Here is a 16,745-nt window from a genome sequence, read left to right as displayed (position 1 = left end):
CGGAGCCCCTCGACCGCCTCGAACTCTCCCGCCGCCCTGGGAGAACCGCGCGGACCTGCCCAGCGCGGACTCGGGCTGTGACGGACACCGGTGACGCCGCCGAATCCCGAAGCGTGGGGCCGCCGAACGTCGCGAGCCCCGCCCTCCGGGCGGACGGCGCCATGTGTCGGACAGCCCTCAGCGCTTGATCCCGACGAACCCCCACTGCTCCACCGGCGTCCCGGTGAACGGCTCCTCGGGGCGCCACAGACTGATCGAGCCGAACCCCGGGTCGACCAGCTCCAGACCGTCCGCGAAGGAGCGGACGATCTCGGCGGGACGTGACTTGTACGGCAGGGCGCCACCGCTTTCGTACTCGTCCGACGCAGAGCGCGTCATCGGCGTTTCGATCGTGTCGCACAGGACAAGGCAACTGCCGACGGCGACGGCGTCCAGGTAGCTGCGCAGCAGGGCGGCGGCCCGGTCGTCGTCCACGACATGGCCCAAGGTGGAGAGCAGCATCACCGCGACCGGCTGCGTGAGGTCGAGGGTCTTCGCGGCCTGATCCAGCACCGTCTTCGAGTCCGTCAGATCCGCGGGAACGTAGTCCGTGGCGCCCTCAGGGCTGCCGACGAGCAGCGCGCGTGCGTGGGCCAGCACGATCGGGTCGTTGTCGATGTACACGATCCGCGATTCCGGGGCGGCCTCCTGGGCCACCTCGTGGGTGGAGTTGGCCGTCGGCAGCCCGGTACCAAGGTCCAGGAACTGCCGTATCCCGGCCTCCTTCGCCAGATACCGCACCGCCCTGGCCTGGAACCGGCGCGAAGCACGGGCAATGTCGATGATCTGCGGGAACATCTCCTCCAACCGGGCGCCGAGTTCCCGGTCGACCCCGTAATTGTCCTTGCCTCCAAGCCAGTAGTTCCACACCCGGGCCGAATGCGGCGTCCCCGTGTCGATTCTCCGGTTCACCGGTGCCTGCTCCGCGTTCATCGCGCTCTCCTCCCGTGTTCCCCGCACATCCCGGGCGGGGCAAGCCCATGCTCCCCCACACGTTACGCACACACCAGCGACACATGTGAACAACTCCGGTGAGGGAGCTGTCAGTCCTGGCGGCTGGGGAGCATGGCAAGGGCCTGGGACCGCTGTGCGACGAGGTCGTCGTAGGTGCCATCGCGCTCGGCCCAGCGGTGCATGAGAACCCGCTCGACCAGGATCTCGTCAGGGGTGGGGTTCTGTGAGAGCAACCGCATGACCTCGGCGGCGAAACCGTCGAGCGGCAGTGCGTGCGGGTTCACTTTCTCCTGTCCTGCCGTGGCGACGGCCGGGGGGACGAGCTCGACGACGCCGACGCCGGTGCCGTCGAGTTGTGCGCGCAGTGCCTCGGAGTAGGCGTGTACCGCGGCTTTCGAGGCGGCGTAGGTGGGCATGGGCGGGAACGGCAGGAAGGCGATGCCGGAGGTGACGGTGACGAAGGTGCCGGCGCCGCGTTGGACCAGGTGCGGGGTGAAGGCGTCGATGACCCGGATGGTGCCGACCAGGTTGGTGTCGACTGTCGTCCGCGCCGCCTCGAAGTGCACCGGGTCGCGCAGGTCCTCCATGAGCATGACGCCCGACATGGTCACCACGGTGTCCAGCTCGGAGTACTGGGCGAGTACGGCGTCACGGGCACGTGCCACGGAGTCACCGTCGGTGACATCGATGCCGAACGTGCCGATGCCCTCGTCGGAAAGTTCGGAGAGCGCCTCAGCGCTGCGACCGCCGACGGCCACGGTGCTGCCTGCCGCGGCGAACCGCCGGGCCAGTTCCCGGCCGATGCCAGAAGTTCCGCCGACGATGAAAACGGTGCGGTTGGAGAGATCCACGAGGTCTTCCCTTCAGTTCGGAGCACCGACGGCGTTCTGGCCCGCGGCGCATTCGGCGATGATCTCTGTCCTTCTCAAACAGTGATGCCGCAAGTCTTGACGTCATCCGCCGAGTGTGGCAGGGCCCCCGTCTTCCCTGGTCCTGTCAGGGCCCCCTCCGGGACGCGCGCACCGCATTACGGTGGCGTTATGAAGGATGAGGAATCCGGCAACCAGCTCGGCAGCTACCTCCGCGCCCGGCGTGAGCTGGTCTCCCCGGCGCAGGCGGGGCTCCCGCCCGGCGGCAACCGCCGCGTCCCCGGCCTGCGCCGTGAGGAAGTAGCCCTGCTCGCCGGAATCAGCGCCGATTACTATCTGCGCCTGGAGCGGGGCCGCGACAAGAACCCCTCGCCCCAGGTCCTCGAATCACTCGCGCGCGTCCTGCGTCTCGACGACGTCGAGCGGACATATCTGCTCGGCCTCGCGGCGGCACGTCCCAGAGCACCGCGCCGCAAGCGACCCGAGCACGTACCGGCACGGGTGCGCCAGCTCCTCGCCCACCTTCAGATTCCCGCGTTCGTCGAAGGACGCGCCTTCGACGTCCTGGCCTCCAACCCCATGGCCGTCGCCCTCTCCCCGCGCCTGCGACCCGGCCAGAACCGGCTTCGTTCCCTCCTCCTCGATCCCGAGGAACAAGCCTTCCACCAGGACTGGGCGCAAGCCTCCGCCGACTTCATCGCCACTCTTCGCACCACCATCGGGGACGACACCGGCAACCCCCGGTTCGTCGAACTCGTCGGCGAGCTCGCACTGTCCAGCCAGCGGTTCCGCACCCTGTGGGCCCGACACGACGTCCGCGACCTCGACGGAGGCACCACCACCGTCCACCACCCCGTCGTCGGTGAACTACGGCTCCACCGCGACAAACTCCCCGTCGACGACGTCATCCTCGTTGTCTACTACCCCGACAAGGACAGCGACAGCGACGAGAAGCTGCGACTTCTCGCCGCACTCTCACCCACCGAACCCACCGAACCCACCGAATCCGCCGAACCCACCGAACCCACCAGGGGCCGCAGGCCGCCTGACACGTCGGGGTCGCCGGACGGTGGCCGTGACCAGGCCGGCGGCCATGATCACGACGCCGGACCCGCGTCCGGCCACTGACGGTGTTCCGCCGTGCGGCGCGAATGGTTCGTGATGGGTTCATTTCACCGAACAATGAGGTTTCTAACATCGGTGCCGATTCGCACCGCTTCGGAGTGAAGCGGTACAGGAAAGGCGTGCGTCGATGGATACACCGAGAGAACCGGGCTCTGCGCGCAGTGCGGCGGAACCGACCGAGCTGACCCGCAGGAGATTCGCGGTCGTGGCGGGCGCCGCTGTCGCGGTGGCCGGCATGGGCGCCGGCTCCGCCGACGCGGCCACCGGAGCAGGCCACGCGGGATTCGCCGCGGACAAGGGTGGCAAGGGCGGCGCCGGCAAGGGGCCCAGGGCACCAAAGGGCCAGTGGCTGGCAGGCGACACCCACGTCCACGACGACCACTCGTCGGACGGCAGCGCACCGCGGCAGACGTCGAAACAGACGAAGCCAGGCAACCTGCCCGTCGGGGACCAGATCGCGCAGGGCGAGAAGACCGGTCTCGCCTTCATGCCGCTGACCGACCACCGCACCTACGACCAGCACTGGGACCCCCAGTGGAAGTCGTCGAAGCTGCTCCTGATCCCCGGCGAGGAGGCGAACGGCTCCCCGCACGGCATCGTCCTCGGCAATGTGGACGTCATCGTCGACGGCGCCAACCCGGCGGGTTCCGCGGCCTTCCGGCACGTACAGCAGTCCGTCTGGGACCTGCACGCGCAGGACGCCGTCTGGTCACAGGCCCACCCGGACGACGGCGAGTACACCCCGGCCGACGGTGTGAATGACAACGCCAGCGTCCAGGGCATGAACATGGTCGAGGTGCTGAACGTAGCGGGCGACCCGGACGCGCAGATGGACTACGCCGAGAACCGCTGGAACGCAGGCTTCCGCTTCGGGGTGGCCGCAGCCAGTGACTGCCACTTCCGTGAGCTGTGGGACATCGCGGGGCCCGGACAGCCGACCACGCATGTCTTCGCCGGCGAGCGCTCCGTACGGGGCGTCCTGGACGCGTTCCGTGCCGGCCGTACGACGGTCTCGCAGAACATCGACGGCCCCTTCGTCACCATCGAGGCGGACGCCGACGGAGATGGGGTGTACGAGGCGATCGGCGGCGACGAGATCGTCGTGGCCGAGCGCCGCCTGCCCAGGAAGGCCACGCTGCGGGTGACGGTCAAGGGCGGCGCGGGCACCACGCTCCATGTGTACGCGGCGCCCGGCCGCTCCGCGGGACCGGTCGCGACATTCACGCCGCGGAAGGCGAACGAGACCTACGTACTGCCACTGGTGATCAAGAACGGGGACCACACCTGGTACCGGGCCGAGGCCCGCTCCCCCGGCAGCGCCTCCGGCTCGGAAGCCGACCCCGGCCGTCCCGACCAGTTGCGCGGTTCGACCTCGCCGGTCTTCCTGTCCCTCGGTGCGCCGGCCGACCCCATACCGGAGATCGCGCTCCCGGCCGCTGACACGGGCAAGGACAAGGCGACGATGGTGATCGGCGAGCAGGGCGTGTTCACGGGATTCCCCGATGTGGCCGTGGACGGCAAGGTCACCCACGTCGTCGCCGAACTCCACGAGGACGGGGCCACCAAGGTCGTCTATCGTCAGCTCGACAACAAGGGCAAACTCACCAGGACCCTCACACTGTCCGGCGGCTCGGCCACCGCGCGCTTCCCGCGCGTCGTCGCCTCCGACAAGAACGTATGGGTGGTGTGGCGGGACGAACTCGGCAAGGAGCAGCCGCACCGGCCGGTGATCCTGCTCGCGCAGAGCACCAACGGCGGCCATTCCTTCAAGGCCCCCCAGCGGCTCAGCAAGGATGAGGGCCGCGCGATCCACCCGGCCATCGCGCTGACCGACGACAAGCACCCGCTGGTTGCCTGGTCGGACAACAGCGGTGGCGCGTTCGACGTATTCGCCCAGACAGTCGGCGTCGACAAGGCCGCCGTGAACATCTCGGCGGCGGGCAAGACGGTCTCCGCCGGCACGGCGGACGACTCGCGCTCCCCGCGCTACCCGGCGTCGTTGTTCCCGGCGATCGCCGTCGACGACCACCGGCACGCGGTGATCACCTGGCAGGACAACCGCTTTGACCCGGATCCGCTGTGGACCGGTCACACCCCGCCCGCAGGGCTGCCTGCGAGCGGTGGCACGGATCCCGACAACTGGCAGATCCTGGCCGCCGTCCGTAAGAGTCCGAGCCACAGCTGGGGAACCCCCGTGCAGGTCAGCGCGGTCACGGACCGCGCCGACAGGCATCCGGGTCTGGCCGTCGACGCCGAAGGAACGTTCGTCGCCGGGTGGGAGAGCGGCGCGCTGCAGAGCTCGGGGGCGAACCTCCAGCTGCGGGCGAGCCGTTCGACCGACGGCGGCACGACCTGGACGCCGTTCGAGCAGGTCGGCACGGCCCCCGAAGCGATGAGCCAGCGGGTCAGGCTCAGCCAGGACCCGGACGGTGCGGTACGGGCGGTGTGGTACGACTCCCGCGCGGCGGACTGGCGGTGGAAGGTCTTCACCGCGACGCTGCACACGAAGGCGGGCTGGTCGGCGGCGCGGCAGGTGACGACGCGTGGCAACAACACCTGGCCGGCGCTGCATCAGGGGGTCGTGGTCTTCACCAGCGACCGCGCGGCGACACGTACACAGCGCGACTGGACGCAGCAGATCCACCTGGCGAAGGTGCGCTGACCGGCCCGGCAGGCCGGGTGCCGCGCCGACCGGGTCACGGCGAAGGACCCGCCCGTACGACCACACCGTACGGGCGGGTCCTTCGGGCTTTCGTGGGGCTGTGCGGCCACCCTCACAGGGCGTATGTGCCGGGCAACACCCAGTCCGGGGCGGAAGCCGGGGCGGTGTCCAGTCCGGGTGGAACGGCCGCGCCGATACGGCTGCCGCCGCCGGGTCGGCTCCTGAGGGGGCCAGACCGGGACCATAGGCCTCTTGGAGTCACCGGCGGTCTCGCGCTCGGCGCCGGCAGCGGCCACACTCTACTGTCATGGACGCAGGTTTAGCCGCGGTCTGCGGCGCGTTGGCGGCAACGGTCGCCACCATCGGAGCGGCGTTCGCCACCGGCCGCTCCCAGCGCGAGACGGCCCGGATCGCGGCCCATACCGAGCACCACAGACAGCGCCGTGAACCACGCCTCGCGGTCTACCGGGCGTTCATCGCCGCGACGGAAGGGCTGCGGAAGGCGATCGGGCAGCGGGAACCCGGGCCCCACGCCCTCACCGATTTCACGAGCGCCTATGTGCGTGGTTGCCGGGACCGGGCGTCGGACATGAAATCCGTGTGGTTCGACATCGCCCTGGCAGGTCCCAAACATGTGTCGACGCTCGCGGAGGAACTCGCCCAGTCCGCCGACGTGATCTCTTCCCTCTGCGTGGAGCTGGGACGTATCAGAAAGGATCACGAGGAGGATCCGGCCACGAAACTGCCACCGCACACGGACGCCCTGCTCATCTCGTTCGAGCAGACGGTTCAACCCCTGATGGAGAGCCTGTCGGCATTCACCGAGGCTGCCAGGGACGCCCTGGACGACAATGGACTGAGCGGTCTCCACGCCCCCTCCCGGCCGGTGAGGCCGACGCCTGATCGCTGAAGTTCGTAGCGCCTGGTCCGTGAAGTTTCGGGTCCACCGCGACGGGGTTACGGTGAAGCTGTACGTCATTTCGAATGCGGGCAAATGCGGGCAGCGAGGAGAGCGCCACGCGCCCCGAAGCCTTCTGCCGGGCGGCACCCGTGTCCGCCGTGCGGGGGTCGAGCCTCTCGCACCGGCCCAGCTTCGCGTCTGACAGGGCGCCAGGAGAGTGCGATGAGCGAGCCCCAGGACCGGGAGACGCAGAACCGGGAGGTACAGGACCGGGAGACGCAGGACGGCACGCCACAGGAGCAGGACCGGGCCGTGCCCCTCTCGGCCATCACCTTGACCGTCAGCGGCCGTTCATGGCCCCTCGAAGTGGATCCGCGTACGTCGCTGCTCGACGCGCTGCGCGAGCATCTGCGTCTGAGCGGCACCAAGAAGGGCTGTGACCACGGCCAGTGCGGCGCCTGCACGGTGCTGATCAACGGTCGGCGCGTCAACTCCTGTCTGACGCTCGCCGTGATGCACCAGGACGACGAGATCGTGACGATCGAGGGAATGGGGAAACCGGGCGAACTCAGCCCCATGCAGGCGGCCTTCGTAGCGCGGGACGGCTTCCAGTGCGGCTACTGCACCCCGGGTCAGATCTGTTCGGCGGTCGGCATGCTCCGTGAGGTGGAGGCGGGCTGGCCCAGCCATGCCACCGCCGATGTCTCCTCCTCGCGGGTCGAGCTGACCGACGAGGAGATCCGCGAGCGTATGAGCGGCAATATCTGCCGGTGCGCCGCCTATCCGAACATCGCCTCGGCCATCCGCGACGTCGCGCACGCGCAAGACGTCGCGCACGCGCAGGGCGGCCAGGGAGATACGCAGGGAGACCCGCGATGAAGCCCTTCACCTACGAGCGCGTGACGGACGCGCGGGCCGCGGTGGCGGCGGTGTCCCGTCCCGGCGCGAAGTTCATCAGCGGTGGCACCAATCTGCTCGATCTGATGAAGCTGGAGATCGAGCGGCCGGACCATCTCGTGGACATCAGCCGGCTGCCCCTGGGGAGCGTCGAAGAGCTGCCGGACGGAGGACTGTGGATCGGCGCGCAGGCCGCGAACTCCGATGTGGCCGCCGACGCCCGCGTGCGGACCCGCTACCCGGTCCTGTCCGAGGCGCTCGTCGCCGGTGCCTCGGGCCAGTTGCGCAACAAGGCGTCCGTCGGCGGCAACCTGTTGCAGCGCACGCGCTGCCCGTACTTCTATTACGCGGACTCGGGCTGCAACAAGCTTGATCCCGGCTCCGGTTGCGGTGCGATCGGCGGCTTCAACCGTACGCACGCGATCCTCGGCGCCAGCGACGCCTGTATCGCGACCCACCCCTCGGACATGGCCGTCGCGATGACGGTGCTGGAGGCGCGGATCGAGCTCCTCGACGCCGACGGGTCCACGCGTGCTGTGGAGATCGGGGACTTCTACCGGCTGCCTGGAGACACCCCGCACATCGAGACGGTCCTGCGGCCCGGCGAGTTGATCACGGGCGTCGAACTGCCCCCGCCCCCGCCGGGCGGGCAGCTCTACCGGAAGGTACGGGACCGGGCCTCGTACGAGTTCGCGCTGGTCTCCGTGGCGGTGGTCGTCTCGACGGGGGGCGGCTCCACGGACGGTGGCTTGTCGGACGAGAAGACGGTCACAGACGCCCGGGTGGCGTTCGGCGGCGTGGCGCACAAACCCTGGCGGTCGGTCGAGGCGGAGGCCGCGCTGCGGGACCGTCCCGCCACGATGGCGACCTACCGCGCCGCGGCCGAGGCGGCGATGCGGGACGCGGTGGGGCAGGGCGCCAACGACTTCAAGATCGAGCTGGCCCGGCGCACGCTGTGCCGCACGCTGGACCGGGCGACCCGGGCGACCCGGGCGAGGTGAGGAGGCCATGGTGGAGAAAGCCATGGTGGAAAACGCCGCGGAGGAGAAGTCCGGGGTGACGAAGGCCGGAGGGGACAAGGCCGGAGCGGAGAGAGCCGGGGCGGAGAAGACCGGCGGGCGGGAAGCGGCGGTGATCGGCCGGCCGCTCAACCGCGTCGACGGCCCGTTGAAGGTCACCGGCCGCGCCACCTACGTATACGAGGAGTGGGACGCGCAGGAGCGGTACGGAGTCGGGCCGCCGCTCTACGGGTACATCGTCGGCGCGACCATCGGCAAGGGCCGTATCACACGTATCGACACCGCACGCGCCGAACGCCTCCCCGGCGTACGTATGGTGATGACCCATCACAACGCTCCGCCGCAGGGCACCTGGAACGACTCCACGTTCCTGGAGTTCCCACGCGCCTTTCCCGCCCTGACCAGCCCCGATATCCACTTCCACGGTGAACCCGTGGCGCTCGTCGTCGCGGCCACCTTCGAACAGGCCCGGGAGGCGGCCGGTCTTGTCGACGTCTCGTACTCCGTTGAGCAGGGACACTACGATCTCGCCGCACGTCTGGATCAGGCCCATCCGCCGCACAAGATGAAGATCGGCCTCGCGGCCGACACGGCGGTGGGTGATATCGAGAGCGGGTTCGCCGCCGCCGAGGTCAGGATCGATCGGCACTACACGACGCCGTGCGAGTCCTCCCAGCCCATGGAGCCGCACGCGTGTCTCGTCGTGCCGCACGGCGAGGACCTGATCGTCCACACCAGTACCCAGATCGTGCACTCGGCGCGTACGTCCATCGCCACCACGCTCCTGGTGGACGAAGAGCGGATCCATATCGCCAGCCCGTATGTCGGCGGGGGATTCGGCTCCAAGCTGCGTGTCCACTACGAGACGATCCTGGCCGCGATCGCCGCCCGCGCGCTGGACCAGCCGGTCAAGATCGCGCTGACCCGGCAGCAGACCTTCCCCCTCGTCGGGGTGCGCCCCGCATCGCACCAGCATGTGCGCCTCGGCTCGGGGCGGGACGGCCGGCTGGTCGCGATCGCCCACGACGTCACGATGCAGACCAACCCCGACGTGGAGTACGCGGAGCAGATCGCCGCCACGACGCGCAGCCTCTACGCAGCTCCACACCGGGCGACGAGCCACCGGCTGACCTCGCTCGATCTGCCGCGCGGAGAGGACGTACGTGCCCCTGGGCACGCGCCGGGACTGCTGGCGGTCGAGTCGGCGATGGACGAACTGGCGCATCAGCTGTCGATGGACCCGGTCGAGCTGCGTATCCGTAACGAGCCTGAGCTGGACCCTGAGCGAGGCGTGCCGTTCAGCGAACGTCATCTCGTGGACTGTCTGCGTGAAGGGGCGCGCCGCTTCGGCTGGAAGCATCGCGCAGCGAGGCCCGCGAGTCTGCGGGAGGGGCGGTGGCTGGTCGGCTACGGCGTCGCCTCCGCGATCCGTCCGCATCCCCAGGCGGCGACGAGGGTACGGGTCCGGGTGGTGGCGGACGGCAGCGCTGTCGTCCTGTCGGACATGACAGACCTGGGCACGGGGACGTACACGGCCCTGACGCAGGTCGCCGCCGACGGGCTGGGACTGCCGCCCGAACGGGTACGGGTGGAGCTGGGGCGTTCCGAGTTCCCTGTCAGCGCGGGGTCCGGCGGCTCGTGGGGCGCGGGCAATTCGAGCACCGCGGTCCACCATGCGTGCGCGGTCCTGCGCGAGAAGCTGCTGACGGCGGCGTGCGGCGACGAGCGTTCCCCGCTGTACGGCCGGGACCCGGCGGCTGCGGTGTTGGCGGACGGCAGGGTGCGTATCGATGGTGTGGCGGAGGGGCTGGGCGAGATCGTGGCGCGTGTCCGGGCGGGGGGCGGGGGCCCGGATGGGGAAACAGAGGCGGGTCTGGAGGCGGAGGGCGTGACACCGCCCGCGAGGGAGGACCCGAACTACGCGGCCTACTCGATCAACACCTACGGAGCCCAGTTCGCGGAAGTCGGCGTCGACGCCGACACGGCCGAGATCCGGCTCCGGCGGATGCTGGGCGTCTTCTCGGTGGGCCGCGTCCTCAACGCCAGGACGGCACACTCGCAGCTCATGGGCGGCATGATCTGGGGGCTGGGGATGGCCCTGGAGGAAGGGGTGGACGTCGACGTACGCTCCGGCGCGTTCGTCAACCGGGATCTCGCGCAGTACATGGTGCCCGTCCACGCCGATGTCCCCGAGGTCGACGCCGTCATCCTCGAAGGCTCCGACGACAAGGCCAACCCCCTCGGCGCCAAGGGCGTCGGCGAACTGGGCATCTGCGGCGCGGGCGCGGCGGTCGCCAACGCCGTGTTCAACGCGACGGGTGTGCGTGTACGGGACTTCCCCGTCACGCTGGAACAACTCCTGCCGAGCTTGCCGCCGCAGGACGTGTGAGGCCGGGGCGCCGTGAGCGGCACGCGCCGCTGACGCCTTTCCCGAAAAAGCGGAGCCGGCAAAGGGGTGAGGTCCACGACCGGCCGACGTTTCGTGGCTGATCCTGGACCCACCCGCTCCGCACTCTTTTCTTGGATTTCAGAGCATGATGAGCAGACGTGTCTGCGGCTTGAGCTTCCTGTTCACCGAACGACTCTGCACGTACACCTCCAACTTGGGATTGTTCCCCGCCTTCACGGAAACGGTCCCCTGGATACCCGTACCGAACAGAAGGCTGCGTGCCGCGTCGCCCGTATAGGCGCGATCGGTGTCCTTCTCGACCACGATGACTTCCTTGTTGGGCTGAACCTGAGCCCGGGTGCCCAGCTGGTAGTAACACGAACCGCGTTCGTACGTCACGCCCGGATGTGAATCGACGAAGGGGCGAATCTCGATCTCCTTGTCGACCTTCAGGAGTCGGTACTTGTCGGCCGGAATCGGTTCGAGGTTCGCCCGCACCTCGTCGACCGATATGTCCTGGCCGACGGCGAACAGGTTCTTCGTGCCGCGCACGCCCTGCTCGCGGCCACGGAGGAAGCTGGTGGCGGCAGCACGCACGGTGCCGATCGCCTCCTCGACGCCCTCCTGGGAATCCGCATCCCAGACGGCGATGTTTCCGGCCGGGAAACCGTAGTTCTGGGCGGTGCGCTTCGCCAGGGAGTTCGGGACGAGGATCGCGGACGTCCAGTGGCCCGGAAGCCCGCCCATCTTCGCCGCGATCTTGTCGAGCCAGGGGCCGAGGATGGCCATGTCGCCGTCGTGCCTCCGGTCACCACCGGAGGCGTTCTCCTCGCCGTCCGTCACCACGATCTGGAGGAAGCTGTGCTCGCCGTATTCCTCCCAGATATGACCCAGGTCGTCCAGGGACTTCAGAGAAGCCTCGATAAGGGCCGTAGCGCCATTGTTGACCTTGTACAGACCCCGCATGGACGGCAGATGCTTCACGTCCATGTCCCAGACCAGATTCTCCACCCTGTGGTCGAAGGAGTAGAGGCTGATCCGGGTCTCATGGCCGAGGCTGTCCGACTCGGCCTTCAGGCCCGCTACGAACTCGTCCACGACACGGATGAGCTGACTCTGGTGCTGATGCATGGAACCCGAACAGTCCACTACCAGCGCGACGTGATTCACCTTGTGCTGGATCTTGTTGGCGGACATGTTTCTGCTCCTTCTCCGAGCTTCCCCGAGTAATGCTTGAACTCTATAAGCAGGCACTGACAACAGGGTTTGACGCACGATCACCTGCCCGCGCCCGGCGACGCGCTCGGCACCCAGGAGACGCCTGCCCACGGGGTCGGATCGGCGTGGTGCGGCCCGTCACCATCTACGGCCCACGGCAGAGCGTGGTCACGCCGCCCGGATCGCCGAAGATCCACACGGTTCTTCCCTCGGTTCGGCCGTCGAGCCGCTGCGGTGGAGCAGGTCGGTGACGCCGTCGCCTCACACGCTCAAGATCCGCCTCCTGCGCATGTCCTACTGCTCCAGGATTCTTTTCAGCGTGCCGAGGTTGTCCCGCATCCCGCGCTTGAAGAGCCTCTCGGCCAGCGGCCCGAGATGCCCGGCCGGGCCCGGGAGCCCGGCCGCGCTGATCGTGCCCTCCAGGGTGAGTTGCGTCGCGTCCCGTACGGGCTGGACGCGGTAGCGGTAGACGAACGGAGTCGGCCCGCTCAGCGATGTGAAGGTGACCTCGTCGCCGTCCGAATAGCTGGTGATCGCCAGGTCGTTGAGGACGGCTCCGCCGGGCAGGTCCCGGTGCACCTCATATCGCGTTCCGAGACCGCCCGTGCCTTCGACGCGCCGTACGCGCCGCACCGCGGCGTACCACCTCGGCATGGTCGTGAAGTCGGCGACGAATGCGAACACCCTGGCCGGCGGGGCGATGACGTCGAGGCTCAGCTCGAAGGTCATTTTGGTTGCCTTTCTTCGGCGGCGAGGCGGTTCGCCAGGGCGAGTCCGGCCGGCGACTGTCGGGTGAACGCGTGGAGGAATGTGATCAAAGCGTCGATGTCCGTGCCTTCGGTGGCGCGGTCGAGCAGGTCGTAGAGCTGGTTCTCGATCTCGGCGACGCGGTGGGCTTTGTCGCGGCCTTGTGGGGTGAGCGTGAGCCTCACCTGTCGCCGGTCGTGCTCGTCGGGAGTTCTCCTTACGAGGCCCGCGGCGACGAGGCGGTCCACGATCCGGCTTGGGCTCGTGCCGGTGTCGCACACGATCATGTCGCCGAGCTCCCTGAGAGCGAGCGGGCCGTGATCGGCGATGATGCGCAATGCTTCTGATTGCGCCGGCGTGACACCGATCTCGGACATCATCGCGGTCAGCCGGCGGTTGCCTTCTCGTTGCGCCGCGAGGATGAGGTAGCGAAGCTGCTCAACTGTTCTCAAGCCAGCGCCCTCGCGTGCCGCTCCAACGCTGTCGCGAGGAGCGAGGTGGGCGGCGAGGATGGGCATGCCCCGGTGCCGGCGAAAACCGCGAACCTCTTGTCGACCTCAGCGAGCTCTGCCGCGCTGACCAGCACCTGTGCCGACTTCGGCAGCTCCCGCAAGCCGCCGATGTGGTCCTGATGCAGGTGAGAGACGATCGCCACGCGCACGTCCGCGATGTCGTAACCCTGATCGCGAAGTCGCCCGGTCAAGGTCGCATCCGGGGGAATGTCGAACCTGGCGAGCCGACGGTAGATGTGTCCGGCCGGACCGCCGGGGAAGTACCCGGGATCGGTCACCGAGTGCCGGTCCTGGCCGGTGTCGAACAGCACCAGCCCCTTGTCGTGTTCGATCACGTACACGTTGATCGGACGGGGAGCGGTCCACTGGCGAGAGGTGTTGACCCACCACAACAGCGGGGTGCCGTTGGTTTCGACGTGCTCCGGACGGATCTGGACGGTGCCAGTACTGACGGCCGAGACCCGATTGACCAGGTTCATGATGAACTCCTCGGGCGATACATGTCGTGACATGCATGTCGTGACACCCATCAGGCGGTCAGTGCGGCACCCCTGTCAAGCGCCAGCAAGAGCCCCAGTGCGTATCGCCTTCGCGAGACATTCGGCTCGCACGGGGGCGCCGGGGCGCTCGTCGGGGTGATCGGCGCATGAAGGCCCCTCCCACGACGCCGCCCCGACGGCGACATGACCCCGACGGCGACATGACGGTGGGACGAAGCCTCGAATGTGCATGTTCGGGTGGAGACAGAGAGTTCTCCGTCGTTTCATGAAGATTTATCGCCGGATAGGCGACGCTTGGGTTACGAAAGCGCAAGACACTCGTAAGTAACCGGTCTCGTGTCCAACCACGCAGATCCCTGTGGCAACCTGTTGAACGTGCAACGAGGAATCCCGTTTGGCCGCGTCGGGCTGTCCCTGTCCCTTATCGCCGTCGTGGCCGTGGTGGCGGCACTGTCGCTGGTGGTGTCGGCCGGCAGCCGTGACACCAACGGAGCGGGCTTGGACATCGGCCCCTTCCCCGAGGATTTCGTCGACATCAACCACGTGCCGCGCAGCACACCGCCCGCCCCGGGGCCAGGCGCCTCCACCGGCACCTTCACGGAGGATTGCGGCCGAAACGCTCAGGGGCGGCACCGCAACGCGGACAACCTCGTGGTGTCCCCGGGCCTGAAGAACGGCGCCCACCACACCCACGACTACGTCGGCAACCTGTCGACCACCGCGTTCTCCACCGACGCCGACCTCGCGGCGGCCGAAACCACATGCACCAGCAGCAACAAGTCCACATACTACTGGCCGGTACTGCGCCGCCAGGACCGGCCCACCACCCCCACCCCGGGGGTCACGGACACACACCACGGCAACATCGGGGAGATCCTTCCCCCGAAGAAGGTGACCGTGCAGTTCCGAGGCAGCCCGACCACACACGTCGTGCCGATGCCCCGCTTCCTGCGGACGATGACGGGAGACCCGGTCGCGGGCACCGAGGGGCCGGCGCAGGCACACGCACAGTGGGGATGTGCCGGGTTCCCCGACCGGTTCACGATGCACTACCCCAAGTGCCCCGACGGCAAGGTCACTCGCACCTTCGACTGGCCGAGCTGCTGGAACGGGCTCGACACGGACAGCGACGACCACCGCGCACACCTCGTCTTCCCGGCCGCGAACGGGCTCTGTCCATCCGGCACCTTCCCGGTGCCACAACTGCGGGTCGTCGTCTCTTACGACGTACCCGACGACGTGCCCATCGCGGTGGACGCGTTCTCCGAACAGCAGCACAACCCGGTAACCGACCACGCCGGTTTTGTAGACGTCCTCACGGCAGGCCAGATGACGAAGGTCGTCTCCTGCCTCAACGAGGGTCGTCACTGCTGACCGTGTGGCGAGCACCACGTTCCATGGCTGAACGGTGACGCCGACGGTCTCGTGTTGAGGTCGAAGCATTGGGAGACGGAGTGGGTGATGGCGGTACTGAGGTCTCGCGCTCAACAAAGCGCGAGTCACGAAGCGCTGATCCGTGCGCTCTACGCCGAGCACGGCAAAGCCCTGCTTGCGTACGCGACACGGTTGACAGGAGACCGACTCGCCGCGGAAGACGTCGTCCAGGAAACGCTCATCCGTGCGTGGCGCCATCCGGAGGTCATGTCCAACGCCCAAGGGTCGGTACGCGGTTGGCTACTGACCGTGACCCGCAACATCATCACTGACCGGTACCGCGCCAAGGCCGCACGGCCCACCGAGGTCGCCGAGTCCGAGTCCACCCCGCCCATCGAGCGCGACCACGCGGACGCTGTCGTGGAGTCGATGGCGATGCTGGAAGCGCTCGACCAGCTCTCGCCCGACCACCGTGAGGTGCTGGTCGAGATCTACTACCATGGGCGCACGGTCCCAGAAACGGCGGGACAATTGGGCATACCCGAGGGTACGGTCAAGTCCCGGGCACACTACGCTCTCAAGACACTGCGGAAGCTCTACACGAGCAAATCCGGAGGCAGTGGTGTCAGCAGGCTCAGTGAGGTGGCGGTGTGAGCACGCAGCATCATCCCGGCGAACAGCTCGGTGCGTATGTCCTCGGCGTCCTCGAAGCCGCGGAGCGGCAGGAGATCGAGGAGCACACGAAGGTGTGCCCGGAGTGCCGGACCGAGTTGGAGGAGTTGCGAGAAATGGAGGCCGCTCTCGGCACCGTGCCTCCCGAGGCGTTTCTCGAAGGCCCCGTCGAGGACGGGGACTTGCTGTTGCAGCGCACGCTGCGCCAGGCCAGGGCCGAGGTGACGAGCGCCCGGCGGCGGCGCTCCTGGGGAGTGGGGGTGGGCGCCGCCGCCTCGGCCGCGATCCTCTTTCTCGGCGGATATCTGGTGGCGGGTAACGACTCAACGCCCGACACGGAGGCCGGAGGAGCACCGGCCGTGACGTCACCGCCACTCTCTGCGGCACCCGAGGACATCAGGGTGGCCTCGGCCACGGACGCGGACACCAGCGCGCGGATGACGGTGCGTGTGACGCCGGCCACCGGGTGGGTTCGGGTCAACGCGGCGGTCAGCGGTATCCCCGCCGGTGAGCGCTGCCGGTTGGTGGTGGTCGGCGACGACGGCCAGCGGCAGGTCGCGGGCAGTTGGGTGGTCCGCCCCGACGCCAAAGGGGGCGACGGGAAGGGCGCCGACCTCGACGGCTCCGCCGCGATCGCCGCGGACCACGTGAAGTCGATCCTCGTAGAAAACACCGCGGGCAAGAAGTACGTGACCGTTTTTCTCTGAGACCTCCGTCTCCGTCCCGTCGACGTCCCGGCCGCGCCTCATAGCGCGCCGGGTACGTCGCGTTCCGGCGGCACACATCGCCACCCAGGTCCGCTGTCGCGGACGAGCCCTCCGCGGCCGGACCGGATGAGCGCGTGGTTCCGCGCTTCCCGAGATCCGC

General features: G+C 68.5%; 15 protein-coding genes. 9 read left to right on the top strand and 6 right to left on the bottom strand.

Annotated elements, in window-relative coordinates; all coding sequences use genetic code 11:
• Positions 1-177 precede the first annotated feature (177 nt).
• A complete protein-coding gene (locus ACIRQP_RS13405) occupies positions 178-972 on the bottom strand; it encodes an SAM-dependent methyltransferase (protein ID WP_403888072.1) in 795 nt (264 codons plus the stop codon).
• Positions 973-1,082: 110 nt separating this feature from the next.
• Positions 1,083-1,844 (bottom strand): SDR family oxidoreductase, encoded by a 762-nt coding sequence (locus ACIRQP_RS13400; RefSeq protein WP_403888069.1) that lies wholly within the window; start codon positions 1,842-1,844, stop codon positions 1,083-1,085.
• A gap of 189 nt (positions 1,845-2,033) precedes the next feature.
• Here ACIRQP_RS13400 and ACIRQP_RS13395 point away from each other — a divergent pair, with 189 nt between their 5' ends.
• The 6 genes from ACIRQP_RS13395 to ACIRQP_RS13370 all read left to right on the top strand — a co-directional run bounded on the left by ACIRQP_RS13395 (position 2,034) and on the right by ACIRQP_RS13370 (position 10,855).
• Positions 2,034-2,990 carry a helix-turn-helix transcriptional regulator gene (locus ACIRQP_RS13395; RefSeq protein ID WP_403888066.1) on the top strand — a complete coding sequence of 319 codons (957 nt, stop codon included), beginning with the start codon at positions 2,034-2,036 and terminating at the stop codon, positions 2,988-2,990.
• Between the two features lie 124 nt (positions 2,991-3,114).
• Positions 3,115-5,649 carry a CehA/McbA family metallohydrolase gene (locus ACIRQP_RS13390; protein WP_403888063.1) on the top strand — a complete coding sequence of 845 codons (2,535 nt, stop codon included), beginning with the start codon at positions 3,115-3,117 and terminating at the stop codon, positions 5,647-5,649.
• Positions 5,650-5,956: 307 nt separating this feature from the next.
• Positions 5,957-6,559, top strand: coding sequence for a hypothetical protein (locus tag ACIRQP_RS13385; RefSeq protein WP_403888060.1), 603 nt, complete (start codon positions 5,957-5,959; stop codon positions 6,557-6,559).
• A 213-nt stretch (positions 6,560-6,772) separates the two neighbouring features.
• Positions 6,773-7,429 carry a 2Fe-2S iron-sulfur cluster-binding protein gene (locus ACIRQP_RS13380; RefSeq protein WP_403888057.1) on the top strand — a complete coding sequence of 219 codons (657 nt, stop codon included), beginning with the start codon at positions 6,773-6,775 and terminating at the stop codon, positions 7,427-7,429.
• Entirely contained in the window at positions 7,426-8,448 is a 1,023-nt protein-coding gene (locus tag ACIRQP_RS13375) for an FAD binding domain-containing protein (RefSeq protein ID WP_403888054.1), read from the top strand. The genes ACIRQP_RS13380 and ACIRQP_RS13375 overlap by 4 nt, the downstream gene beginning before the upstream one ends.
• A gap of 7 nt (positions 8,449-8,455) precedes the next feature.
• The gene (locus ACIRQP_RS13370; RefSeq protein ID WP_403888051.1) at positions 8,456-10,855 is read left to right on the top strand and encodes a molybdopterin cofactor-binding domain-containing protein; all 2,400 of its coding nucleotides are present in this window, start codon (positions 8,456-8,458) and stop codon (positions 10,853-10,855) included.
• 138 nt (positions 10,856-10,993) lie between these two features.
• On the opposite strand, the gene ACIRQP_RS13365 is transcribed toward ACIRQP_RS13370, so the two are convergent.
• From ACIRQP_RS13365 to ACIRQP_RS13350, 4 genes are all read right to left on the bottom strand, one after another.
• The gene (locus ACIRQP_RS13365) at positions 10,994-12,052 is read right to left on the bottom strand and encodes a VWA domain-containing protein (RefSeq protein ID WP_403888048.1); all 1,059 of its coding nucleotides are present in this window, start codon (positions 12,050-12,052) and stop codon (positions 10,994-10,996) included.
• A 315-nt stretch (positions 12,053-12,367) separates the two neighbouring features.
• Entirely contained in the window at positions 12,368-12,802 is a 435-nt protein-coding gene (locus ACIRQP_RS13360; RefSeq protein ID WP_403888045.1) for an SRPBCC family protein, read from the bottom strand.
• Positions 12,799-13,272 (bottom strand): MarR family winged helix-turn-helix transcriptional regulator, encoded by a 474-nt coding sequence (locus ACIRQP_RS13355; RefSeq protein ID WP_403888042.1) that lies wholly within the window; start codon positions 13,270-13,272, stop codon positions 12,799-12,801. The genes ACIRQP_RS13360 and ACIRQP_RS13355 overlap by 4 nt, the downstream gene beginning before the upstream one ends.
• Positions 13,269-13,811, bottom strand: coding sequence for an MBL fold metallo-hydrolase (locus ACIRQP_RS13350; RefSeq protein ID WP_403888039.1), 543 nt, complete (start codon positions 13,809-13,811; stop codon positions 13,269-13,271). The genes ACIRQP_RS13355 and ACIRQP_RS13350 overlap by 4 nt, the downstream gene beginning before the upstream one ends.
• A gap of 396 nt (positions 13,812-14,207) precedes the next feature.
• Here ACIRQP_RS13350 and ACIRQP_RS13345 point away from each other — a divergent pair, with 396 nt between their 5' ends.
• From ACIRQP_RS13345 to ACIRQP_RS13335, 3 genes are all read left to right on the top strand, one after another.
• Positions 14,208-15,206 (top strand): DUF1996 domain-containing protein, encoded by a 999-nt coding sequence (locus tag ACIRQP_RS13345; RefSeq protein WP_403888036.1) that lies wholly within the window; start codon positions 14,208-14,210, stop codon positions 15,204-15,206.
• 87 nt (positions 15,207-15,293) lie between these two features.
• Positions 15,294-15,860 (top strand): sigma-70 family RNA polymerase sigma factor, encoded by a 567-nt coding sequence (locus tag ACIRQP_RS13340; protein WP_403888033.1) that lies wholly within the window; start codon positions 15,294-15,296, stop codon positions 15,858-15,860.
• The gene (locus tag ACIRQP_RS13335) at positions 15,857-16,585 is read left to right on the top strand and encodes an anti-sigma factor family protein (protein WP_403888030.1); all 729 of its coding nucleotides are present in this window, start codon (positions 15,857-15,859) and stop codon (positions 16,583-16,585) included. Before ACIRQP_RS13340 ends, ACIRQP_RS13335 begins: the two co-directional genes overlap by 4 nt.
• Positions 16,586-16,745: the final 160 nt, after the last annotated feature.

The organism is Streptomyces sp. NPDC102274, from assembly GCF_044766385.1.
Lineage (GTDB): Bacteria > Actinomycetota > Actinomycetes > Streptomycetales > Streptomycetaceae > Streptomyces.
The sequence above is the reverse complement of the archived record's forward strand: the minus strand, read 5'-3'. Positions and strand labels throughout refer to the sequence as shown.